This is a genomic window from Pseudoalteromonas sp. R86517, from assembly GCF_042466295.1.
GTDB lineage: Bacteria > Pseudomonadota > Gammaproteobacteria > Enterobacterales > Alteromonadaceae > Pseudoalteromonas > Pseudoalteromonas atlantica.
The window spans coordinates 638,443-662,612 of record NZ_JAXHCB010000003.1 but is presented as its reverse complement, the minus strand read 5'-3'; the positions used below and the strand labels follow the sequence as shown (position 1 = coordinate 662,612).

General features: G+C 40.7%; 20 protein-coding genes. 4 read left to right on the top strand and 16 right to left on the bottom strand.

The genetic code is table 11. The features are described 5' to 3' along the window. Window positions 1-212 precede the first annotated feature (212 nt). Window positions 213-3,212, top strand: coding sequence for an immune inhibitor A domain-containing protein (locus tag SJY38_RS19630; protein WP_377110645.1), 3,000 nt, complete (start codon window positions 213-215; stop codon window positions 3,210-3,212). Between the two features lie 204 nt (window positions 3,213-3,416). On the opposite strand, the gene SJY38_RS19625 is transcribed toward SJY38_RS19630, so the two are convergent. From SJY38_RS19625 to SJY38_RS19600, 6 genes are all read right to left on the bottom strand, one after another. Beyond that, a complete protein-coding gene (locus SJY38_RS19625; protein WP_004586400.1) occupies window positions 3,417-4,424 on the bottom strand; it encodes an isocitrate dehydrogenase in 1,008 nt (335 codons plus the stop codon). Between the two features lie 189 nt (window positions 4,425-4,613). Then, window positions 4,614-6,302, bottom strand: coding sequence for a hypothetical protein (locus tag SJY38_RS19620; protein ID WP_286740740.1), 1,689 nt, complete (start codon window positions 6,300-6,302; stop codon window positions 4,614-4,616). A 6-nt stretch (window positions 6,303-6,308) separates the two neighbouring features. Next, window positions 6,309-6,695 (bottom strand): DUF3192 domain-containing protein, encoded by a 387-nt coding sequence (locus SJY38_RS19615; protein ID WP_004586398.1) that lies wholly within the window; start codon window positions 6,693-6,695, stop codon window positions 6,309-6,311. 69 nt (window positions 6,696-6,764) lie between these two features. Beyond that, window positions 6,765-7,538: a flap endonuclease Xni gene (xni, locus tag SJY38_RS19610; protein ID WP_286740739.1), complete on the bottom strand. Its 774-nt coding sequence runs from the start codon at window positions 7,536-7,538 to the stop codon at window positions 6,765-6,767. A 10-nt stretch (window positions 7,539-7,548) separates the two neighbouring features. Then, window positions 7,549-8,892, bottom strand: coding sequence for a nucleotide 5'-monophosphate nucleosidase PpnN (gene ppnN / locus SJY38_RS19605; protein ID WP_004586396.1), 1,344 nt, complete (start codon window positions 8,890-8,892; stop codon window positions 7,549-7,551). A gap of 79 nt (window positions 8,893-8,971) precedes the next feature. Further along, the gene (locus SJY38_RS19600) at window positions 8,972-10,507 is read right to left on the bottom strand and encodes a diguanylate cyclase (RefSeq protein ID WP_377110644.1); all 1,536 of its coding nucleotides are present in this window, start codon (window positions 10,505-10,507) and stop codon (window positions 8,972-8,974) included. 203 nt (window positions 10,508-10,710) lie between these two features. Here SJY38_RS19600 and SJY38_RS19595 point away from each other — a divergent pair, with 203 nt between their 5' ends. From SJY38_RS19595 to SJY38_RS19585, 3 genes are all read left to right on the top strand, one after another. Continuing rightward, complete coding sequence (locus SJY38_RS19595) at window positions 10,711-12,501, top strand: M61 family metallopeptidase (RefSeq protein ID WP_286740734.1); 1,791 nt, start codon at window positions 10,711-10,713, stop codon at window positions 12,499-12,501. A gap of 144 nt (window positions 12,502-12,645) precedes the next feature. Beyond that, window positions 12,646-14,718, top strand: a complete 2,073-nt coding sequence (locus tag SJY38_RS19590) for a bifunctional diguanylate cyclase/phosphodiesterase (RefSeq protein WP_286740732.1) — start codon at window positions 12,646-12,648, stop codon at window positions 14,716-14,718. Between the two features lie 314 nt (window positions 14,719-15,032). Beyond that, window positions 15,033-16,304 (top strand): O-acetylhomoserine aminocarboxypropyltransferase/cysteine synthase family protein, encoded by a 1,272-nt coding sequence (locus tag SJY38_RS19585; RefSeq protein ID WP_286740731.1) that lies wholly within the window; start codon window positions 15,033-15,035, stop codon window positions 16,302-16,304. Window positions 16,305-16,312: 8 nt separating this feature from the next. On the opposite strand, the gene SJY38_RS19580 is transcribed toward SJY38_RS19585, so the two are convergent. The 10 genes from SJY38_RS19580 to hisD form a co-directional block, all read right to left on the bottom strand. After that, window positions 16,313-17,119: a glycosyltransferase family 25 protein gene (locus SJY38_RS19580; RefSeq protein WP_286740729.1), complete on the bottom strand. Its 807-nt coding sequence runs from the start codon at window positions 17,117-17,119 to the stop codon at window positions 16,313-16,315. A 63-nt stretch (window positions 17,120-17,182) separates the two neighbouring features. Beyond that, complete coding sequence (locus SJY38_RS19575) at window positions 17,183-17,368, bottom strand: DUF1289 domain-containing protein (protein ID WP_286740727.1); 186 nt, start codon at window positions 17,366-17,368, stop codon at window positions 17,183-17,185. Beyond that, window positions 17,369-17,863, bottom strand: coding sequence for a lipoprotein (locus tag SJY38_RS19570; RefSeq protein WP_286740725.1), 495 nt, complete (start codon window positions 17,861-17,863; stop codon window positions 17,369-17,371). 123 nt (window positions 17,864-17,986) lie between these two features. Further along, entirely contained in the window at window positions 17,987-18,601 is a 615-nt protein-coding gene (gene hisIE, locus SJY38_RS19565) for a bifunctional phosphoribosyl-AMP cyclohydrolase/phosphoribosyl-ATP diphosphatase HisIE (RefSeq protein WP_029772961.1), read from the bottom strand. After that, entirely contained in the window at window positions 18,592-19,371 is a 780-nt protein-coding gene (hisF, locus tag SJY38_RS19560) for an imidazole glycerol phosphate synthase subunit HisF (RefSeq protein ID WP_377110643.1), read from the bottom strand. Before hisF ends, hisIE begins: the two co-directional genes overlap by 10 nt. Further along, window positions 19,353-20,087 carry a 1-(5-phosphoribosyl)-5-[(5-phosphoribosylamino)methylideneamino] imidazole-4-carboxamide isomerase gene (locus SJY38_RS19555; protein WP_004586383.1) on the bottom strand — a complete coding sequence of 245 codons (735 nt, stop codon included), beginning with the start codon at window positions 20,085-20,087 and terminating at the stop codon, window positions 19,353-19,355. The genes hisF and SJY38_RS19555 overlap by 19 nt, the downstream gene beginning before the upstream one ends. Before the next feature lie 33 nt (window positions 20,088-20,120). Beyond that, window positions 20,121-20,711: an imidazole glycerol phosphate synthase subunit HisH gene (hisH, locus tag SJY38_RS19550; protein ID WP_004586382.1), complete on the bottom strand. Its 591-nt coding sequence runs from the start codon at window positions 20,709-20,711 to the stop codon at window positions 20,121-20,123. Beyond that, the gene (gene hisB, locus SJY38_RS19545; protein WP_024031732.1) at window positions 20,708-21,769 is read right to left on the bottom strand and encodes a bifunctional histidinol-phosphatase/imidazoleglycerol-phosphate dehydratase HisB; all 1,062 of its coding nucleotides are present in this window, start codon (window positions 21,767-21,769) and stop codon (window positions 20,708-20,710) included. The genes hisH and hisB overlap by 4 nt, the downstream gene beginning before the upstream one ends. Continuing rightward, complete coding sequence (gene hisC / locus SJY38_RS19540; RefSeq protein ID WP_377110642.1) at window positions 21,766-22,875, bottom strand: histidinol-phosphate transaminase; 1,110 nt, start codon at window positions 22,873-22,875, stop codon at window positions 21,766-21,768. The genes hisB and hisC overlap by 4 nt, the downstream gene beginning before the upstream one ends. Continuing rightward, window positions 22,865-24,166: a histidinol dehydrogenase gene (gene hisD / locus SJY38_RS19535; protein ID WP_096042987.1), complete on the bottom strand. Its 1,302-nt coding sequence runs from the start codon at window positions 24,164-24,166 to the stop codon at window positions 22,865-22,867. The genes hisC and hisD overlap by 11 nt, the downstream gene beginning before the upstream one ends. Between the last annotated feature and the right edge of the window lie 4 nt (window positions 24,167-24,170).

Below are 24,170 nucleotides of genomic sequence, written 5' to 3'. Positions count from 1 at the left end.
TGTCAACCTTGAAAGGGCTGTTTTGGATTAAAATTTCAAATTAATTTGTTTTAATACTAAAAAATTGCACGCTATTTGTAGTTATATAAAAAATATGAAGAAATTATGCTAATTTTACCGAGTAAACATAATGGGTAAATAGGTAATTTGAGCGCTGTGCTTAATGCATATATTAGGTATGATAGAGCAATAATTTATCTGGGGAAGATACAGTGAAAAAAATAATATGGCTTGGCTTATTTCTTTGCAGCCTAAATCTTAACGCAGCAAATACCAGCGCGCATGACCCAGGTATTATTAACAAACAAAGAATAGAGTATTGGTTAAATAAACGCGCTGATACCCAACAAACCACTAACAAGCCAACGGTTGAAAGCTACTTAGCGAATACTGCACGGCTTAACCCTTTGCAGTTAAAACCTGTTTCTACCATGAAAGCCCGCTTAACCGCTAAGCAAGCCAATAAGCAGCTGCAATATGCAAGTGCGGCTAGCCCTAGCATCGCGCTAAATGAGGTTAAAGTACTGGCTATTTTAATTGATTTTCCTGATTTAAAGCACGATGACAATCAACTAGTTGATGATGATACCGATATGTATTACGAAAATTATACAAAGGAGCATTACCAACAATTGCTTTTTAATGAAGGTGGCTTTGTTGGTCCTGATAATGAAACGCTTAGCAGCGTATACGATTATTATTACGACGCATCAGGCGCTAGCTTAACTTTTAGCGGGCAAGTATATGGGTGGGTTAGGGCAGATAGTAATGCAAAAACCTATGGTGAGCGCGTAGGTAACACGCGCGATATAAATGCCCCCGCACTGATAAAAGAAGCAGTCGAAAAAGCCACTGCACAATTTGATATTGATTTAACGCAATATGATTTAACAGATTTAGATGATATTGACGGCGATGACATTATCAACGAGCCAAACGGCATTATCGACCATGTTATGGTTTTTCATTCCAGTATTGGTGAAGAATCCGGTGGTGGCTATTTAGGCGTTGATGCAATTTGGTCTCACCGCTACTACGTATTTGATGAAAACAGTGAACCTGTCAGTATTGCGGGTAGTAGCGTTAAGTTATCGGGTTATACGATAAATCCAATAGATGCCAGCATAGGTGTCGTTGCGCACGAATTTGGTCACGACTTAGGTTTAGCAGATGAGTACGATTTACAGTCAAATACCGTGGGTGAGCCTGTATCGTCTTGGTCAATAATGTCTACTGGTAGCTGGGCTGGTGGGCCTAGAGGTTCACAGCCCGTTATGTTTAGTGCACAGGCGCTTGAGTATTTACAAAACAGATACCAAGGCAATTGGGTGAACCAGCTTAATTTAACCATGGAGGAAGTGAGCAGTCAGCCTCAGCAGTCACTTGTTTATACTAGCTCACTTTCTCAGCAGCAAAGCCAAATTAAAGTGACACTTGCGCAGCAGCTAGAAAAATTTAAAACCCCGGTTGAAGGTGATTTTCAATTTTACTCTGGTACAGGTAACAATCTAACACACACGCTCTCACAAACCGTGACCTTACCTGAGGCGGCTACACCACTGACACTTAGCTTTTTAGCTTACTACAGTATTGAGCGCGATTATGACCTTGTACAAGTAAAGGTAAATCAAACTCCTTTAGCTGGTAATTATACAATCGAGACAAATCCTTATTATGGCGATATAGGCCCGTATATAAGTGGTGATTCGTTTTTACATGCAGATGCGCAGCAACCTAATGGTTTTTTAATGCATGAGTTTGATTTAACACAATATGCAGGACAAACCATTACATTAAGTATTGAGTATATTACCGATACAAACACACAGTATTATGGTTTTGTAGTCGATGATTTAAAAATAACACACAACAATACTGTGATTTGGCAAAATAACGCAGAGCAGTCAGAGTCTACCTTAGCGTTAAATGGTTTTAGCCGCGTGAGTAGTTATATTTATGCTAAACCAGCCCACTACTATATACAGCTACGTGCGCACAGAGGTGTGGATGCCGGCTTACAAGCAGAGCAATATTCACCGGGAGTTTTATTGTGGTATAGCAATTGTGCATTTGATAACAACAACACAACTGATCACCCTGGGGGTGGTTTTAATTTAGTGGTTGATGCGGATCAAAAGCCAATTTATCGCGGTACAAGTAGCACCACACTTGCAGATACACCTATACAAGTACGCGATGCTGCATTTAGTTTATATCAGCAAAGTGCAGGTTTAGGCGATCAAGACTTAGCTGCCATTAGTGAGTTTAATGATCATTTTGATTACAGCTTTACGCAGCAGGCTGAATCAGGTGTGGTGCTTACTCCCCAAGGGTTTAACTTTGAAATAGTCAGCCAACACCCTGAAAGTGAAACAGCAGAGCTTTTGCTTAGCTATGATGCGCTACAACAAATAACCACAACAGTAAATGATGCAACCGTTAGCTTTAATGTAGCCGGTTTAAAGTTAACCCCCAGAGATACATTTTTATGGGATTTTGGTGATGGGCAATCGAGTACTGAGCTAAGTCCTACACATACCTATGCCGATTACGGTACCTATAGCGTTACCTTTTCGGCAATGGGTGAGACGACTACGCAAACACAAACTAAACAAATTAGTATCACAAAGCCGCTAGAAATTGAAAATTTAACGTATCAGTTAAACGGTGCGATTTTATCTGCTCAAGCAATCGTAACTGGCGGTAAAGCACCTTACAACATGAGTTGGCTTATAGATGGTGAACCCGTATCGCAAACTGAAAACCTAGATTACCAATTTAGCTACTCTGGAGATTACACCCTCGCGTTAATAGTAACTGGTACGCAAGGAATAAGTGTTAGCCAACAGCATGCTTTGAGTGTTAATGCACCGCTGCAATTAAGTACACGCCATACGGCAAATAACTTAGCGGTACAATTTAATAGCTCACCATTAGGGGGAACTGGTAATTATACATATAGCTGGGATTATGGCGATAGCAGCCCACTAGGTACAACGCAAAACCCAAGTCATAATTACCAAGGTGCAGGTAGCTATTCAGTAAAACTTGTGCTCACAGACAGTCAAACCTATGAAGTTATAAGTAGTGAGCTAACAGTCTCGGTACAAGAAGCGCAAAGTGAATCGTCATCAAGTGGTGGGGCAATAGGTTATTTCATTGCGCTATTAGTGATAAGTGGGTTTTATCGGCGTACCAGCAATAAAGTTTAATGATTTTGTGAAGTAATACCAATCGACTTAAATATCTAATAACTTAACACCAGTGGTATAAAAGGTGATGCTCGCTGCATTAAAAATTCTATTTAAAATAAATAGCGTAGTTATGCCAAGTAATGTTATCAGCAAAGGTTAAAATACAAAAAAGCCAGCAATATGCTGGCTTTTTAGGCTTAAAACAAGATTAACCTTGTTAAATTATAAACGGTCGATTACTGATTGAGTGAAATCAGTTGTACCGTGGCTGCCGCCTAAGTCACGTGTTGTGCGATCGCCCGATTTAATTACATCAGCTACTGCGCTGCGAATACGCTCAGCCGTGTCGCCCATATCTAAGTGCTCAAGCATTTGGATAGACGCTAAAATTACTGAAGTAGGGTTTGCTAGGTTTTTGCCAGCAATATCTGGTGCACTTCCGTGAACGGCTTCAAAAATAGCAGCATCTTCACCAATGTTTGCACCTGGTGCCATACCTAAACCGCCAACTAAACCAGCACAAAGGTCAGATAAAATGTCGCCAAATAAGTTAGTTGTTACTACAACGTCAAACTCTTCTGGAGTCATAACTAGCTTCATACATGTTGCGTCAACAATCATTTCAGTTGATTCAATTTGCGGGTAACGCTCAGCAACTTCACGTGCAACTTTTAAAAATAAGCCAGAGGTAGATTTTAAGATATTTGCTTTGTGTACTGCGGTTACTTTTTTACGGCCTTCACGTACTGCTAACTCGTAGGCAAAAGTGATGATTTTCTCAGCGCCTTCGCGAGTAATTACAGATTTAGCTTCTGCTTCGTTACCGTCTTCGCTCACTACTTGGCCTAAACCTGAGTACATACCTTGGGTATTTTCACGAATAGTAATGATATCGATATCATCGTAACGTGCTTTAGTACCAACAAAAGATTTAACAGGGCGTACGTTTGCGTATAAACCAAACTGCTTACGTAATGTTACGTTAATAGACGTAAAACCTTCACCTACCGGCGTCGTTAGTGGACCTTTAAGAGTGATTTTGTTTTTAGCGATTGTATCAATTGTTTCTTGAGGAAGTAGCTCGCCAGTTTTTTCTAGTGCAGCAAGGCCTGCATCAACAAATTCATAATCAAAATCGCAACCTGCGGCTTTTAATATTTCAAGTGCTGAGTCGATAATGCTCGGACCGATGCCGTCGCCTTTGATCACTGTGATGGTTTGTTTGGCCATTGACTTTTCCTTTAAAAGAATAAAAAACGCACATAAATTATTACTAATAATAGTAACTGCTTGTTAGGTCATTTATGTGACGTATGTGGATATATTTTGAGGGCGCATTTATACCAACTTATCGCCCATTTTGCCAGTTTATACTATAAATACAGGGTATAACCTGTGTTTATAGTCAGCATAAGTGACTTAAATGCTGTTATATAGCGATAAGCCTTGCAGTTGCGCAAAAAAATCATCCTCAGATTTAAAGCCTTGTGCTTTTAGCTGCGCATTTAAAGTTTGTTTTTGCCAAGGCGTTAAAGGCAGAGCGGGTTTAAAAATAGTTTGCGCCACGACCTTTAAACTAATCCATAATTTATGCTGCTCGTTTAGCGCTTTTTTAGGTTGTTGTTCAGCATCGAGTAGGGGCTTGGTCCATGGATTATCACTCAGTAGCTGTGTTAATTCTGTATTTAAATGTTCATTATTAATCGTTTCCACCCCAAAAAAGGCTGCTAATGGGGCACTATAGGTTTGGTTAGGCACGCTACTTATGGTTACTTTTGCACAGAGCTGTGCACTGCAATGGGTTAATAAATAATGCACGTAACCATAGATGGGCAAGGCTATATGTTCAAATTGCTGTTTTGGGTTATTACTTACCATTAAAGCTAAAATACTAATAAAGCTATTAAGTTTATTCAGTACGATGTGTTTGTGCGGATGATGTGATGTATCCACTAATTGCTCAAATATAACCCGCTGAATAATCGCCGGTGCATTATCGTAGCCGACCATCGACAAGCTATGGCGTAAGTCTTTGGCGGCTTGGTGCTGATTGTTATAGGGCCTGACGGCTTGGCAGAGCTTCTGTGTTATTTCACTAAAAGGGGCCAGTAACTTATCTAAGCCTTTAAAACTATATTCATGCGCTACTTTTATATGACTCACTAACGCTATTAATTCGGCCTTTGAACTTATCTGCACCGGGGCTTTACGTACCAGGTGCTCATTGTTCCAGGCTAAAAATAATACCCGTTTATCAGTACATAGCCATTGCAGTGGTTGATCTTTAAGTGAGGTTTTAACCTTGTACCACGCCAGTTTTTTCTCATTATTGGCATTAATAAGTATATGCTTATTAGTCTCATCACTTGCTAGATAAACCATTGCTTGGTCGCTGTAAACAATTTTACTGCCTGGCAGGTGTGGGCCTATATGCGCTATTAAATCCTTAATTAACCTTTGCGCAAATGGGTTAGCTGTTTTGACATACAATTCACCCAAAGCTTTGTAAAAATTTAATGGGTTCTTTTTCGATGTATAGGTTATGTTCATCGCGATAATATTACTTAATGCACACAAGGTTATGGCATTGTCGTATAGCATTATGTCGCTAGTACTTAGTAACGCTTGCTTATACTTATTTAATTTAGCCAACATACGCACGCTATTTTGAGTAGGGTGCTGTGCACTGAGCAACACTTTTGCTGCTAGCTGATGGCGAAAACGCCATATTTTTTTATCGCTGAGTGTAAGCATTTGCTGCTGCGCAATTTTATTATGCTGCGCTACAACGCAGCAATGCTCTACCAATGCCACACCAATATAAAGCTCGGTTAGTTCGTCATCAAATTGCTGGCTAGCGCACAGTGCGGTGCTAATAACACATTGGTTAATAACGAGGTTTGTAGCAAAGTCGTAGTGGCTGGTGTACAAGCTTAAACGCGCTTGTAAAGCGTGTGGGTGTTGCTGATACAAAACGCGATAATGCTGGGCTGTTTGTACAACAAGCGGATAAAGATGTTGCCACTGCGTTTTGTCACTATAAATTGTTAGTATTTGATGTGTGTTGTGTAGTAACCGCACTAACTGTTTTGAAATAGGCTCATCCATTGGCCATCACCTGATCTTTTCCTGATAAGTTGTATAGGCGCTGGGGCCCCATAAAAATAACTCACCATTTTTAAATAATAAGCCGGTGCATTCATCCATCGTGGTTATGCCATCTGAAGTTTGGTGCTGAGTACGGTAAAAAACAATCTGCCATACTTGGTCTTTATTACGTTTGGCATAGGTTAAATCGGGGCTTCCTAAATAATCGAGTACACTGTTTAAAGTAACCGCCTCATCAATTGACAGCTTTCTTATGTAGCGCTCGTTAAAGGCCTCACGGTCTTGCCAAATCATTGCTTGCGGGTCATCTTTATAAAAGGTGATCACTAAAGTCGCAATGAGTGCATACAAGCCTAACCCTAATATTAAGTATCTTATAAACTTTTTAATCATTTTTAACTCACACTCGCAACAATAAAGTGAGTATATGTTGTGCGCTTAAACAGTGCTATCAACATGCGACTAATGCAACCTTAACTGCTTTAAACTAAAACCTAGCTGTATATCTGTACGCAAAGTGACTAATTGTTTAGAAATAACATACATGTCTTTTTCCTCAACTAGCTTTTTTTGAATACTGCTTGATAGGGCATCATCTTCTATGGCGCTATCTATGCTTTCGTAGGTATTTACAATAAGCTGAGCCGATTTAGTCCCTATGCCTTTAACGCCGGGTACATCGTTAGTTTTATCGCCCGCTAAGGCCCAAAAATCAATAAGTTTACTTTGCTCAATACCAAAGCGCTGCTCAATGCTGTCGCAATCTAGGTAGCTCTTTTTAAAATAATCGTACACACAAATATAGTCGTTCAAAAAAGGTAAAAAACCCTTATCGGTAGAAACAATGGTACTGTTTATCTTATTTTTTGCAGCTTTGTCGGCTAAGGTGGCTATGATATCGTCGGCTTCATCGTTAAGCGGTTCAAATACAACGATACCCGTTTGCTCTATAGCTTCTTTAAAGTTGTGCAGCGCATTTTTAAGCGTGTCGGGCATGGGGGCCCTAGAGTGTTTATATTGCTTATAAAAGTGGTAGCGCCAGCTTTTGTCGCCATCAAAAACAGCTATAGCGTGAGTGGCATTTGTTGACTGTAAAAGCTTTTTGCAAGCATGTGCTACGCGCGCGCAACTGGCCTTTAGCATCTGCTCTTCACTATGGTGTGTTTGGTTAGCGTCAACTGCGTAAATGCGCCTAATTAAATTAAGCGCATCAATTAAAAGTAAATGGGGTTTCAAATAGTCAAACTCATGCTTTTATTTCATAACAAGGGATATACTTACTACCGGGTAACTTCATACGACCTTGGTCTACAAATGCTTGTAATAGTTTATCCATATCTTTCATTAAATCAGGCTCACCACTTAACACATAGGGTCCATGTGCTTTTATAGCGCGTAGGCCTTCATCTTTGACATTGCCAGCAACAATCCCCGAAAACGCTCTACGTAGGTTAGCCGCTAATTGCTGCTTGGGCTGTTCTAGGTGCAAATCTAAACTTGCCATGTTTTCGTGCGTAGGTGCAAAAGGTTGCTGAAAATCGTTATCGATTTTAAGTGTCCAGTTAAAGTAGTAGGCATCGCCTTGGCTTTTACGATAATTACGTACATTTGCCATAGCTGATTTTAATTTTTGCCCTACTAGAGCTGGATCATCAATGATTACTTCAAACTTATCAAGGGCTTCTTTGCCTAATGTCAGCTCTACAAACTTACATAACTCGCTAAAGTACGCTTCGCTTTCTTTAGGGCCGGTTAAAATAACAGGCAAACACTGTTTTTCGTTATCTGGGTGCAGCAAAATACCTAATAAATAAAGTAATTCTTCTGCAGTACCTGCACCACCTGGAAATATAATAATTGCATGCGCCGTTCTAATAAATGCTTCAAGGCGCTTTTCAATGTCGGGTAAAATTACCAGCTCATTTACAATAGGGTTTGGTGGCTCTGCGGCAATTATACTAGGCTCGGTTAAACCAAGATAACGGTTTTCACTAATACGTTGTTTAGCATGGCCAATAGTGGCACCTTTCATCGGGCCTTTCATTGCCCCCGGGCCGCAGCCAGTGCATATATTTAAACCACGTAAGCCAAGCTCGTAACCGACTTGTTTTGTATATTTATATTCTATTTCGTTAATTGAATGCCCACCCCAACACACAATCATATTTGGTTCGCTGTTAACGCGCAGCGCCCCGGCGTTTCTAAGCATATCAAATACCATGTGGGTAATGGCTTTTTGTTCTTTAAGATCTTTTTCGTATTTTTGGCAAATAAATAAAATATCGCGGATCACCGAAAAAATATGCTCGTGAATACCGGTAATTATTTCGCCATCAACAAAGGCGGTTTCGGGAGGGTTTTCTAATTCAATTTTAATGCCGCGCTCGCGACTGACTAAACGAATATCAAAGTCTTGGTATTTGTCGTAAATTTCATTACTTGCATCTGTGTGGCTGCCTACGTTAAGGACGGCTAAGGCACAGTTTCTAAAAAGTCGATAACGTTCACTGGCTGAAGATTGCTCTAATAAATCAACTTCCAATTGTGACAGTAAATCTAAAACCCCAGTCGGGTTTAACTGTATTAACATCGGCATTCTCCTTGCTGCTTAAAATGTAAAAACTGCATGTCATCTACTTTAGCACTCAAACTAATTGAGAATTATGACATTATTTACTCATACAAAGGCGATCCCGACCCGTTTTCTTTGCTTCATAGAGGGCGTCATCTGCTCTGTCGAATGCTTTGAGCGGTGTATCGCCTTTTTTAAATTGTGTAGCGCCTAACGAAATGGTGATTTCTATTTCTTTTTCTCTAAATTTAAAAGGAATATTTTTAATCACTTTTCTAAGTTTTTCAAGCGGCTGCGCAGCGTTCAACAACGAAAGCCCAGGCATAAGTAGTACAAATTCTTCTCCGCCGTAGCGGGCTATAAAATCAGACTGCCTTACTGATTTTTGCAGCGCCTTTGCAATAACTTGTAAGGTTATATCGCCTGCAGTATGACCAAATCTATCATTAATTGACTTAAAGTGATCCACATCAATAACCACTAGGGTAACATCCGAGGCTTGGACATTAAATAAGTGAAGCTCGTGATTGTAACGTTCATCAAAAGCCGCTCTATTAGGAAGTTTTGTAAGGCTGTCGAGTAAGCTTTTAAAGCGTTGCTCGTTTAGGCGTTTTTTATATTTGGTTAGTTTGCCTTCTAAGCTGCCGATTCGCTCGTTAATTTCATCAAAGCTGGCAATCAGCGTTTCGCGGTCTTTTCTTTCTAGCTGCTCTTTAGCAATAAAGTCTTGGCTGAGTGATTTTAGCTCGTTATCAACTAATTCTTTTAAAGAGGAAATAGACGTAGCAGATTGGGTTTGCTCGTTTAAATGCTTTATTTTTCCTTCAATACGTTTATTTAGTGTATCGAACTCTTCGCCCATTGATTTAGAGTGCTGGCTGGTAGATACAATTGATGAGTGCAACTCTTCTAATGTTTGGTTAAGCGAGACTAAAAAGCTTTGTGCCGATTGGCGCTCTTTACTGATATTTTTGACCACGACGCTTATTATATTTAAAGCGGCTTGCAGCAGGGTTTCTACATTATCGTTTTCGGTAATTGTATTTTTTATTTGTTTAATTTGTTCAGTCGATTCATCCTCTAATACCAGCTCATTTGCAAGCTCTAACAGCTTTTTAGCCATACGAGGAGAAGCATTGGTACTTGTTTCATCTGTGGTTGAAAGCTTGCTATGCAAAGCATGGTGATAAAAGTTAATAAGCTGATTTAATATCGGGATGTAGTCGTGCGTTGACTGTACATTATTAATTTCGTGGTCGAGTAAATGTCTTAAAGTGCGACGGGTATCATCTGGTAAGCCTTTGGTTTTTTGTAAAAGCTTACCGGCTGTTTGTACGCTCGAAAACAGCTCTCGCTGATGGGCTGTTTGTAACGCCTCTTGGTTTTGCAGTAATAATAAAATGTCATCTATTAAAGGGGATAATATTTCAAACCCGACACCTTTATTTAGCGAACTTCTAAATTTGGCGAGTTTATTATCAAGCTCAATATCAAGCCCTTTACAGCTTAAAGACAATTTTGCAGTTAGATTTGATAAAGTATCAACTTGGAGCTTACGCGCATTTTCAATGGCTATCCTTGCTTCAATTGCTAGCTTTAACTTTTTATCTACAGCGTTAGAGTTTTCAGACACCTAAGCATACCGCCATCGTATTAATTACATTACCTTCAGTTTACAACAAAATCATATTAAGTGTAGTTATCTAATTAAAAACTTAGCATTTTTACTTAGACTCTGCATGTAAACTGAGCTATTAGGTTGTTTGTCGTTTTTAATTCACTTTTAATTTATGCCTTGTTAGGCTTATTTCAAATAATAAGTAACCTTGAGTCATTATGAAAAAGCGTTTAGTCCTGTCAATGTTAGCGGCCTGTTGTGCAGCCCCTGCGTTAGCCGATGTAAATTATTCTTTAAGTATTACACAGCCACAACATCATTTAGGTAATGTAAGTGTAGAGTTTCCAAAGTCGGCGCAATCGCATATCGATGTTAAATTGCCTGCATGGCGTACTGGTCGCTACGAAATATTAAATTTAGCCAATGGGGTACGTTACTTTGCGGCCACAGACGACAATGGCAATGCATTAAAATGGGAAAAAATTAATCACAGTACATGGCGAGTGCATTTAGCTGAGCCAACACACGTGAATATTGATTACCAAGTCTATGCAAACGAGTTAGGAAAACGTGCACGCCACATAGACGATAGCCATGCTTTTATTGATGCATCTGGCTTTTTTATGTTTAGTGAATCATTTCGCCAAGAACCAGTTACCGTAGATTTAAAGGTGCCTAAAGCGTGGCGCTCTGTATCAGGCATGGAAAATGCGAGTAATAAACACAGTTTTAAAGCCGCAGATTACGATGTACTGGTAGACTCACCAATAGAAACAGGAATTAACAAACTTCATAAATTTGAAGTAGATGGCCGCCAATACGAGTTAGTCATATGGGGCGAAGGCAACTACGATGAGCAACTAATGCTTACTGATTTAAAAAAATTAGTGACCACAGGTAATGTTATTTGGAATAGCTACCCGTATGAGCGTTATGTATTTATGGTGCATGCTACATCGGGTGCTGGCGGGGCAACTGAGCATTTAAACTCAACCATTATACAGCGCCCACGGAATCGTTTTGGTAGCCGCGAAGACTACTTAGGCTTTATAAGTACCGCTGCGCATGAATTTATTCATACCTGGAATGTAAAAGCTTACCGCCCTAAAGGGCTGGCGCCTTATGATTACACCAACATGAACTACTCAAATTTATTATGGATTTCGGAAGGTTCTACTAGCTACTTTGAAGATCATCTATTAGTGCGCTCAGGCATAGAAACCACCGATGAGTTTTTTAAAGTGATGAGTAAAACGATTAATCGTCACTTACAAACACCAGGTCGAGAAGTACAAAGTGCCAGCGAAACAAGCTTTGATAAATGGATAAACCAAGGCGGCGACCACGCGCGTAATTACAGCACCAATATATATTTAGAAGGCTCATTGCTTTCTATGTTGTTAGATATACATTTATTAGAAACAACCCAGGCAAAAGTTAATTACCGCCAAGTACACAACGCTTTATACAACAAGCACACGTTACCACAAGGGTTTACTGAGCAAGATGTACTGGCAATATTAAAAGACCTAACAGGTGAAGACTACACAACGTGGTGGCACGATAACGTGAGCACCCCAGCTAATATAGATTTTGATGCTTTATTAGGTAAAGTTGGCTTAAAGCTTACTCGTCCTGAGAGCGCTAAGCCACTAGCAAGCATTGATGCGACTGCAAAAAATAGCGGTGAGTTATTAACACTTACCCACGTTCGCAGAGGCGGAGCAGCATGGCAGGCGGGCCTCACAACAGACGATAAAATTGTGGCGGTTAACAAGCAGCATGTTGGAAAAGATCTAAAATCGAGCTTAGAAGTATTTAAAGCGGGTGAAAAAGTCACTATCGATTTTATTCGTCGCGATGCACTTCAATCGACAACCCTCATTTTATCGCAAGATTATGATAAACCTAAAAAGGTGGTTGCTGATAAAAGTGCAACTTTATCTCAACGGGCCTTATTTAAAGCATGGGTGGGGGTAGAGCACCCGATTAATGTGCAAGCTGATTAATCATAATAGCGTTTAAAAAAAGGAGCTTTGGCTCCTTTTTTTATATCTTATGCAAAGGTATATCACTTAAAAACCAACCTAAAAGTGCTAATTTTAAGAGTACGTCCTATTATTGTGTTAATAACGACTCTAGGTTGCGTATAAATGAAGTCATTAAAAACCACTCAAATCCTCTCACATCAATTTGTGCTTAACGATCCGCTGCATCAGTTATTTGATGCGATACACAGTATTTCTGTGCAAGGATACGATGAGCAGCGCCGCGTTATTTATTGGAATAAAGGCAGTGAACTGCTTTATGGCTATACAAAGGAATACGGAACCGGAAAAAAACTAGAAGATTTAATTATTCCGCCCCCAATGCAAGATGCGGTTATAGATGCTCATCGTGAGTGGCTCATAAACGATATCGAAATACCCGCGGCTGAGCTTACATTACAGCATCAAAATGGCAGCAATGTTACTGTGTTTTCAAGCCATGTTATGTTTACAAATCAGCATGGGGTAAAACAGATGTACTGCATCGACATAGACTTGAGCGATGTAAAACAAGCACAAGCGCAAGCTATGGATAAACAGCAGATGCTCGAAAAAGTATTTGAAGCCATTCCTGATTTGTACTTTTTACTCAAACCGGATGGCACCATAGTTGATTACCACGCAAATGATTTGAGCAACTTACATTTACAGCCTGAGCAATTTTTAAATAAATCGATGTTTAGCGTATTGCCCTATACTGTAGCCAAAATGTTTAAAGACAATATTCAAGAGCTGTTAATTCACAAAGGTAATGTATGCTTTGAATACGAACTTTTAGTACCCAAAGGCGTTTTGTATTTCGAAGCGCGAGTGAGTTATTTACATCATTCAGACCAAGTAATGGTGATAATTCGCGACATAACAGAGCAGCATGAGTCAAACAAACTTATACGTAAACAAGCCTATTACGATAGCTTAACGCTACTTCCTAATCGTTTTTATTCTTTAAAACGACTTACTCAGCTAATTAACACTGCGAGCGAACGAAACACTTTAGCCGCTGTTATTTTTATCGACTTAGATGACTTTAAAAAAGTAAACGACACACTCGGGCATGAAATTGGCGACTCATTACTTATCACCGCCGCTAATAAACTGAGCCAAATAGTTAATGAAAACGCGACCGTAGGCAGGTTAGGGGGCGATGAATTTATTATTCTACAATCAGAGCTTCGCAGTAAAAAACAGTTAGAAGCGATTGTTACACGCTTACTTAAAAGCTTTAGAACTCCCTTTGAAATAGATGGTCGCGAATTGTTATTAACGTTAAGTATTGGCGTGGCTTTGTACCCTGATAATGGGGTAACAGCCTCTGATTTATTACGCCATGCAGACACAGCAATGTACCAAGCAAAAGCGCTTGGCAGAAACACCTACGCCTGCTTTACCAGCGAAATGAATACCGCCATAAAAAGGCGGTTAGCAATTGAAGAGCAAATGCATGTTGCTCTTGAAAAAAACGAATTTGAATTGTATTTCCAACCTAAATGCGATGCTAAAACACTTAAAATAATTGGGGCAGAGGCGCTATTACGCTGGAACAATAGTGTGCTTGGTAAGGTTATGCCCGATGAATTTATTCCGTTAGCAGAGCAAACAGGTTTAATTATTCCTATTGGAAAGTTTGTTATTGAGCAGGCATTAGCATTTTTAACGCAGTGGCAGGCAAGCACTCAACAAAACTACAGCATGGCAATTAATTTATCACCAAGCCAATTTAGAGATTCAGAGCTGCTAAGTTTTATAGCAAGCACGTTAGAAAAAACCGGAGTAAGTGCTAAAAATGTCGAGCTTGAAATAACCGAAGGCGTGTTAATGAGCGTACAAACCAATATAACAGAGTCATTGTATGCACTTAATAAGCTCGGTATTAAACTATCCATGGATGACTTTGGCACAGGCTACTCATCGCTTAGCTATTTAAGGCAATATCCGTTTGAGGTATTAAAAATAGATCGCAGCTTTATTTGTGGTATTACCGAAAACCAAGAAGACTACAGCTTAGTTAAAGCCACAATTGCAATGTCGCATAGCTTAGGCTTAAGTGTGGTAGCTGAGGGCGTAGAAACATCAGCACAACAAAAATTACTAGCCGAACTAAATTGCGATTTGATTCAAGGTTACTACTTTAGTAAACCGCTGCCTGCGTTACAGTTACTTGATTTTAAAGCGTTATAAGTACATTTATTATAAGTGTTAACCTAAAACCCATTGAGCTTTAAATAGCGTATATTGAGCCGCCCACCGCATTTAGTATTTAAACCCTTTAGCCAAATAACGCTACACATTAATATGATAGGCTTTACTGCTTCTGCTTTGGTATTTTGATAAAACAAAACCTATGCAGTGAAATAAAACACCCTCTAGATTGAGCAAAACTCATGCCGCAAACTTTAATACCCCTGACACTCATAATTCATTAATTTAATTCATGTGCATTTTATAAGCTAATAATGCTAGGTTTAATCATCACAATATTGAAGGAAATAATTATGAAATTAGAGTCATTAGCACTGCACCATGGTTACGAGTCTGAAGAAACCACTAAATCAGCAGCAGTGCCTATTTATAATACCTCATCTTACACGTTTGATAACACGCAACACGGCGCTGATTTATTCGACTTAAAAGTACCAGGCAATATTTATACTCGTATTATGAACCCAACCAATGCGGTGCTTGAACAGCGTATTGCTGCAATGGAAGGGGGCATTGGTGCGCTAGCGGTAGCCTCGGGCATGGCAGCTATTACCTATGCTATTCAATGCTTGTGTGAAGTAGGCACTAATATTGTGAGCACCAGCCAAGTATATGGCGGTACATATAACTTATTTGCCCATACGTTACCGCGCCAAGGTATTGAAGCACGCATGATTAAAGCTGATGATTTTAGCGCCTTTGAAGACGCGATTGATGATAATACCCGCGCAGTATTTTGTGAGTCCATTGGTAACCCCGCAGGTAATATTGTCGATATTGAGCGTTTAGCTAACATTGCTCATAGTAAAGGGGTGCCACTTATTGTTGATAATACTGTAGCTACCCCGTATTTATGCCGCCCATTTGAGTTAGGTGCCGATATAGTGGTTCATTCACTGACAAAGTATATAAACGGACACGGTACAGCTATTGGCGGTATGATTGTTGATTCAGGTAAATTTGATTGGAAAGCCAATGCCACACGCTTTGCAATGATGAATGAACCCGATCCGTCGTATCACAATGTGGTTTATACCGATGCCTTTGCAGAAGCAGCCTTTATTGGTCGTTGTAGAGTAGTGCCACTTAGAAATACCGGTGCAGCACTTGCGCCTAAAAACGCATCTGACATTTTAATTGGCCTAGAAACCTTAGGCTTACGAATGGATCGCCACTGCGAAAACGCGCAGCAACTGGCTGAATACCTAGAAAATCACCCTAAAGTTCTTTGGGTTAACTACGCTGGTTTAACATCAAGCCCATATAATGTAATGAGCCAAAAAATCACCAGTGGTAAAGCCTCAGGCATTTTAAGCTTTGGTATCGCGGGTGGCCTTGAAGCAGGCACGCGCTTTATTGATGCGCTTAATATGATCTTGCGTTTAGTTAATATTGGCGATGCTAAATCGCTGGCTTGTCACCCAGCGTCAACCACGCACCGCCAATTAAATGATGAAGAGCTTGCAAGCGCAGGTGTGAGCCGTGATTTAATTCGCCTATCAGTCGGTATTGAAAACATTGCCGATATTATTGCCGATGTAAGCCAAGCGCTCGATAAAGCATAGTTATAAAATTAAGAACCTTGCGTAAGTAAAGAAGGTGCTTTTGAAGCGCCTTTTTTATTAAGTTTAATTTGCTTGCTTTGTTTTATAAATGCATTTGTATAAAGTTTATTTAAAACGCCGCTGTGTAATTGTTGAAACTTACGTTTAAAAAAAGCTTTTTTAACCTTGGTTTTAGTAGCGCAGCTTGCAATATCACTCTGTATGTCTGTATTTTGCGAAACAGGGTATGGCATAAGCGAAAAACCATTTACGTGGGTTTCCCAAATATGCTGTAAGTCGCAATCTACAGGGCGGCCAAATTGAGCTGTGGCTTTAAGTAATTGCTTAGCCCCTTCATAGCTGATTGCCGTAGCACAACAGCCGGTCATTAGCTTTTTATGTATGACTAATTGCTGGTGGTTATTTAGGTTTTGCTGATAGGCAATAGGGCGAGTGCGGTTTTCATAAGCGGCGAGTTTAATAAGCTGCCAGGGCTGCTGTAGCTGCTCAATATTTTTTATCGCATTATGAATGCTCTCATCAATATAAAAGTCATCCTCGAGCACAATCGCGTAATCTAGTTTTTCATCAACTATTTTTTGCCATGCTTTACGGTGGCTTAAATAGCAGCCGATTTGGCCATTGCTTAGCGGATAGTGATACTGCTGTTTATTTAATTGCGGGCTGTAATGTAGGAACTTTTGTTGTGTACTTAATTGTGCGCCATCTACGGCATCAATCCGTTCAAATGACAAGTTAACACGTGCCAGTTGCGTTTGAGTATTTGCGAGTCGCTGCGCTGAGCGCGCTAAGTTTATTACAAATAATGCTGCCATGATGTTCACCCCTTACCGTTTTTAGCAATACTAAAGGGGGGCTGTTACACGCAAGTGGCAAATTTATGGCTTTTTTAAGTCAGCTCGCGGCTGCGCTAAAATGGCGTTTTTTTCTTCTTGGCTGAGGATGATCCAATCAAATATTTCTTCATTAGTTCGCCCGCAGCCAGTGCAATAACCGCAGCGGCGCTCACATATGCCTAAACAGTCTGTTTTTAACTTAGTGTTTGAGTGTGTGGGTTTTTGCATTTAATTTCCTAGCGGTGGAGCAATTTCAAAACGGGTAATATAGCGCGTTCTGCTTTGAGAGGTAAATAAGGTGATAACTGGGTGAGCTTCATCCAAAACAAAGTTACTACTCATTGAGGTTGCTGACTCTTTCGTATTTTCGTACCAGCCTTGTGACGCTACACATTGACGTATTTTATCCACTGTTTGTATATGTAGATTTGTGGCATGGGCTTGTTTGTTTTCACTCGTGCATTGATAACTAAACTGCTTATTATGTTGAGTAATGGTGCAGGTATTGCCTATAAAATGAGTATTAGCATGCCACTGGTTTATAAAATCCTTTCCCACTTTATTTGCTTTTACTGCATTAAAGCCGTTAGTGTGCGCATTAAGTAATGTGTTTAGTGGGCTACATGCGTTTTGCGTTTTTACTATTTTAGGCGCAGGGGCTTTTTGGCTTACACAGCCTGTTAGTACCAATAAGGATAAGGCTGTGATAATTGATTTATTCATAAGCAACGCTAAAAGAATTCGATAAGCTGCACCATACGCAACCTATGTAAAAAAATAAATACCATAACGTAAAAAGGCCCATAAAATATGGGCCTGTAAATGCGCTAAAATAAAGCAGCAGTATTATTTATGGCGACCTTGTAGGCATTTTACAACGTCTTCAAGAGCTAAGCCTTGGCGTTGTAGCAATACAGTAAGGTGGTAAATTAAATCAGCCGATTCGTTAGTAAGCTCATCGTTATCGTGTTTCATTGCAGCAAGCGCTACTTCTACGCCTTCTTCGCCCACTTTTTGACAGCTACGGCTTAAGTCTTTAGCAAATAATGAAGCGGTGTAGCTTTTTGTTGGGTCGTCGTTTTTACGCTCAACAATCACATCTTCTAATTGAGCTAAAAAGCTTAGGCTAGGTTTTGCGTCATCACCAAAGCAGCTTTGTGTGCCTAAGTGACATGTTGGGCCTTCTGGGTTAGCCAGTACTAAAATTGAGTCGTAGTCACAATCGGTATGCACCGATACTACGTTTAAGTAGTTTTCTGATGACTCACCTTTGGTCCATAAACGTGACTTTGAACGCGAGTAAAAGGTTACTTTGTTACTTTCAAGCGTTACCTTTAGTGCTTCGCTATTCATGAAGCCTTGCATTAAAATAACACCAGAGCGAGCATCTTGAACAATCGCAGGGATCATTTCGCTTTTAGCAAAATCTACTTGAGTTTGGTTTTGTTGTGTTACTTGCATAGTCGTGCTGCCACTTGGTTATCAGTTAAAAATTGTTTTAATTCGCCAATGTTAATCACATTTTTGTGAAAAACGCTTGCTGCCAATGCGCCATCGACTTCGCTTTGTTTAAATACATCAACAAAATCTTGCATACTGCCTGCACCGCCTGATGCGATTAAAGGAATATTACATAATGCGCGCATTTTACTTAGCTGCTCATTGTCGTAACCGTTTCGTACGCCATCTTGGTTCATACAGTTTAAAACAATTTCACCAGCGCCTAAGTATTGTACGCGTTTAACCCATTCCTCGGTTTTATAACGTGTACGGCTTGATGCATTAGGATCGCCGGTTAGTTGATACACTAAGTATTCACCGGTCACTTCATCGTAAAAGCTATCAATACCTACAACAACACATTGCTTACCAAATTCATCGTGTAGCTCTTTTATAAGCTCAGGGCGGGCAATAGCGGGGCTGTTAATACTTATTTTATCAGCGCCGCGCTCTAGTACACGTGCTGCATCGGCTACCGACTTAATACCGCCAGCCACACAAAATGGAATATCGATGTGGCGGGCAATGCTCTCTACCCAATTTACATCAAGTAGGCGTTTTTCAACACTTGCGCTGATTTCGTAAAAAACCAGTTCATCGGCGCCGGCATCGCTGTATGCTTTTGCCATTGTTAAAATATCGCCCACTATTTCGTGGCCTTTAAATTTAACGCCTTTTACTACTTGGCCGTCTTTTACATCTAAACACGGGATTATGCGTTTTGATAACATGCCAACGCCTCCTCAACACTAAATGCGCCATCAAGTAGTGACTTACCTAAAATAACGCCGCCTACACCCAGCTCTTTAAGCTTTTTAATGTCATCAAGTGAGCTTACGCCACCCGAAGCTTGCACTTTAATGCTGCTGTTATGGCGAGTTAAATCTTCGTAAAGCTCAAACGATGGGCCAGTCATGGTGCCATCTTTACTGATGTCCGTGCATAAAAAATCAATAACGCCCAAGCTTACATAAAAATCTACAAGCTCAAGTAAACCAAATTCAGATTCACTTAACCAACCATGGGTTGCAGGAGCCCAGCCCGTGGCTGTTTTATTTACATCAAGGGCAATAACAAAGTGCTCTGCGCCAAATTGTTCAATCCAGGCTTTTACTTGCTCGCGTTTTTCTACCGCCATAGAACCAATAACAACTTGGTTAGCACCGGCTTTTAGCCAATCGCTTACATCTTGCTCTGAGCGAATACCGCCGCCCACTTGATACGGTACGTTAAGCGCTTTCGTTGCAGCTTGGATATGTTGCCACTGTTTTTTACTTGGATCGCGTGCGCCTTCTAAATCTACAAGGTGCAATTTACCTGCGCCGCTGTCGGCGTATTCTTTTAAACGTGCGCCAAGCTCAAAAGGGTAAAACTGAGCGGTGTCGTACTTACCTTGGTATAAACGAACAATTTGATTTTGTAATACGTCTAATGCTGGAATAATCACAAATAATCTCTTTATGGTTGGTTAATGGGCCGTTTATAACTGCCAATCAACAAAATTTTGTAATAAACGTGTGCCTACTTTTGCACTGCGCTCTGGGTGAAATTGCATGCCAGCGTAGTTGTCTTTTGCAACTATGGCTGAAAAGGTTTGGCCGTATTCGCCGCTTACAAGTGTTGCATCGTTCACGGTGTGCGCAAAGCTATGTACAAAGTACACTTGCTCGTCTTGTGTTAAGCCTTTGGTGAGTGCATGCTCTTTATTTACGCTTAAGTTATTCCAACCCATATGCGGCGATGTTAAATTGCCAACATCAAGGGCTTTTACTTGGCCTGGTATTTTACCTAAGCATTGTACGTTACCTTCTTCGGTGCTTTCGCACAGTAACTGCATACCTAAGCAAATTCCCATAAGTGGGCGCTGGTATTCGTTTATAGCTTGTTGCCAGCCATTATCTACAAGGCGTTTCATGGCAACAGATGCATGTCCAACGCCTGGTAATATTGCACGCTCAAAACCAGCTAATTGCTCTGGTGAGGTAATGACTGTTGGCGTTTGACCTAAACGTTCAAAGGCAAAACGAACTGAATTTATATTGGCACACCCGGTATTAATTATGGCAATCATAAACATCCCTTAGAGCTGGCTGTTTGTTGGGTCGTGTCTTGTGCTACTGCCATACGAAGGGCACGTGAAAACGCTTTAAATAAGCCTTCTACTTGGTGATGACAGTTACCGTCGCTCACCGATAAAATAAGGCTAATAGCGGCATTATCGCTTAAGCTTTTGAAAAAGTGCTCAACCATTTGTACGTCTAAATCGCCGGCTTTTTCGCGGCTAAAGTTAGCGTTTAATACAAATGAAGCGCGGCCCGATAAATCAATTTGTGCTTCAGCTTTACATTCATCCATTGGCAGTGCAAAACCATAGCGCGCTATTTGCGATTTAGTACCCAGCGCTTGTTTAAGCGCAACACCTAGGGCAATACCTATGTCTTCAACAAGGTGGTGCTCGTCTATGTGTAAATCGCCTTTCGCTTTAATATTAAGACCAATGTTGGCGTGGGTGCGAATTTGATCAAGCATATGATCAAAAAAGCCAAGGCCGGTTTCAATGCTACCGTTTTTAGTTTGATCTAGGTTTATGGCTACATCAATTTGGGTTTCTTTGGTGTTACGCGTAACACGACCTTCACGGTTGGCAGTTGTAAGCTTTGTAACAATGGCAGGCCAGCTGCCATCATACAAAATGCCTTCACAACATAAGTTTTGAGCAAGGCCAATATCGGTTTGGCGATCGCCAATCACGTATGAGCGAGCTAAATCAACCTTGCCTGAGCGCATAAGCTCAGTTAATAAGCCTGTTTTAGGTTTACGGCAATCACAGTTTTGCTCGTCAAAGTGTGGACAAATTAATACCTCGTCAAAGCTAATGCCTTGGCTTTGCAGTATGTCCATCATTTTATCTTGTGCTATATCAAAGTCTGCAGTCGGGAAGCTGTCTGTGCCTAAGCCATCTTGGTTAGATACCATTACTAAGCGGTATCCTGCGGCTTGTAATTGTAATAAAGCCGGGATAACACCAGGTAAAAACGCTAATTTTTCTAGGCTGTCTACCTGTTTGTCGGTGATTGGCTCTTCAATTATGGTGCCGTCACGGTCAATAAATAAATAGGGGTTACTCATGATACTTCTTGTCCTGATAAAAGAGGTGAGGTTGCTGGCTTATCAAGGCCATCTAACCAAATTTTTACTTGCTCAAGTTCTTGCTCATTACCAATGGAGATACGTAGCCAATCGTCTTCACCGTATAGGGTAAACGCGCGCATCACTAAACCTTGTTCAAGTGCTACTTTAAAGTAGTTTTTGTCGGCTAATTTTAAGGTAACAAAGTTACCTTCACCAGTGAGAATTTTTAATGCAGCTGGGGATGCGTTTAACCACTGTACAAGCTTAGCTTTTAAACTATTTAAAATAGTCACTTGGCGGCGCATTGATGTAATTGCATCAGGCGCTATGGCTTGTGCTGCAATACTTGCTATCACACCCGATACCGGATACGGCGCAATCACTTTGCGAATAGGTGCAAGTACAGTTTCTTGTGCAAGTGTAAAACCGGTTCTTAGCCCTGCAAGTGCAAACGCTTTAGATAAAGTGCGCAGTACCACTACATTACTATATTCGTTAATCAGCGCTGTAGCACTTTGCTCAGGGCAAAATTCAATATAGGCTTCATCAACAATAACTAAAGCTTTACCGGTAAGCGCTGTTGCAATTGCTTTTACTTTTTCAAGGGGGGTTAAGCTACCGGTTGGGTTATTTGGATTACAAATAAACACCAATTTTGAGCTGCCCACTGCCTCAACTATTTCATCAACACTGCCATCAAGTAATAACGCTTGGGTTAAGCCATTGATTGCAACGTTATGAGTATCAGCGGTTACTTTGTACATACCGTAGGTTGGCAAAAATAACGCGATACTGTCTTTTGCAGGTTCGCAGTAGGTACGTACTAAAAGCTCAATGCCTTCATCGGCGCCGCGCGTCATTAATACGTTTTCGCTTTCAAGCTCTGCATACGCAGCATAGCGGTCAATAACCAATTGCGGCTGTGGATCTGGGTAGCGATTTAAATCTTCAATACTCAGCTCAATATTTTTAGCGTACGGGCTTTCATTGGCATTTAACCACGTTGACCCTGTTAGCTTTTCACTTTTAGCAGAGCTATAGGCAGCAAGAGCTGCAATATTTTGTGGTAATAAGCTAGTCGCTTGTGCGCTCTCATTGCTCATTTTTAATTGCCTCTAAACGAATTGAAACCGCATTTGCGTGTGCATCAAGGCCTTCTGCATCTGCTAGTGGCAAAATAGCTTTTGACAGCTGTGTTAGGCCACTTTTACTTATAGTTTGTACTGTGTAAGTGCGGAAAAAATCAAGCAAGTTTAAGCTTGAATAGGTTGCACTGTAACCGTAGGTAGGTAACACGTGGTTAGTACCCGATGCGTAATCGCCCGCTGATTCTGGCGTGTAGTCGCCAACAAATACCGAGCCTGCATTTTTTACTTTATCTAAGTAAGGTGTTGAATCTGCTAATTGCAAAATTAAGTGCTCAGGGCCATATTGCGCTGATACGTCAAATGCTTGCTCAACAGAGTCGACTAAAATAAGTGATGAATTAGCCAGAGCTTGCTCGGCTGTATCTTTGCGGCTTAAGTTAGCAAGCTGGCGCGTAAGCGCCTGCTGCGTTTGCTCAATGATACTTTCGCTGTTACACAATAAAATAACTTGCGAGTCTGCGCCGTGCTCAGCTTGCGAGAGTAAATCTGCCGCTATAAATTCTGGGTTTGCACGCTCATCTGCAATCACTAATACTTCAGAGGGGCCTGCTGGCATATCGATTGCCATACCAGGAATTGTTTGCGCAACAAGCTGTTTTGCCATCGTTACAAAGCTATTACCTGGGCCAAAAATTTTGTTCACTTTAGGTACTGATTCGGTGCCGTAGGCCATTGCGGCAATTGCACCTGCGCCACCACTTTCAATTAAAGTTGTAATGCCACATAACTTAGCTGCATATAATATCGCAGGGTTAATGCTTTCATCACCTTGCACAGGGGTGGCAAGTACGACGGTTTTAGCACCACTTAATTGTGCAAGTACACCTTGCATAATAACCGATGATGGCAGTGGAGCACTGCCACCTGGTACATAAATACCCACAGCTTCGATGGCCTGATATTTCAGTTCACATTCAACGCCAGGTTGGGTTGATAACTTAATATCTTTAGGCAATTGCGCTTCGTGAAAACGTTTAACGTTTGCATAAGCGGTGTCAATTGCGTATTTAAGCTCTGCGCTTAGTGCTTGCTCTGATGCGTTTATTTCATCAAGCGGTACACGTAAACGAGGGTTAGCTCTATTATCAAACTTTTTAGCCATATCAAGTAAGGCTTTATCACCTTGCTCTTTCACATCGCTCATAATTGTTTGGCATATAGCTTCAACCTTGGCGCTGGCAGAAACCGCAGGGCGCATTAGCGCCGCTGCTTGTACTTGTGAAGATTCCTCATTCCAACGAAGCATGGTA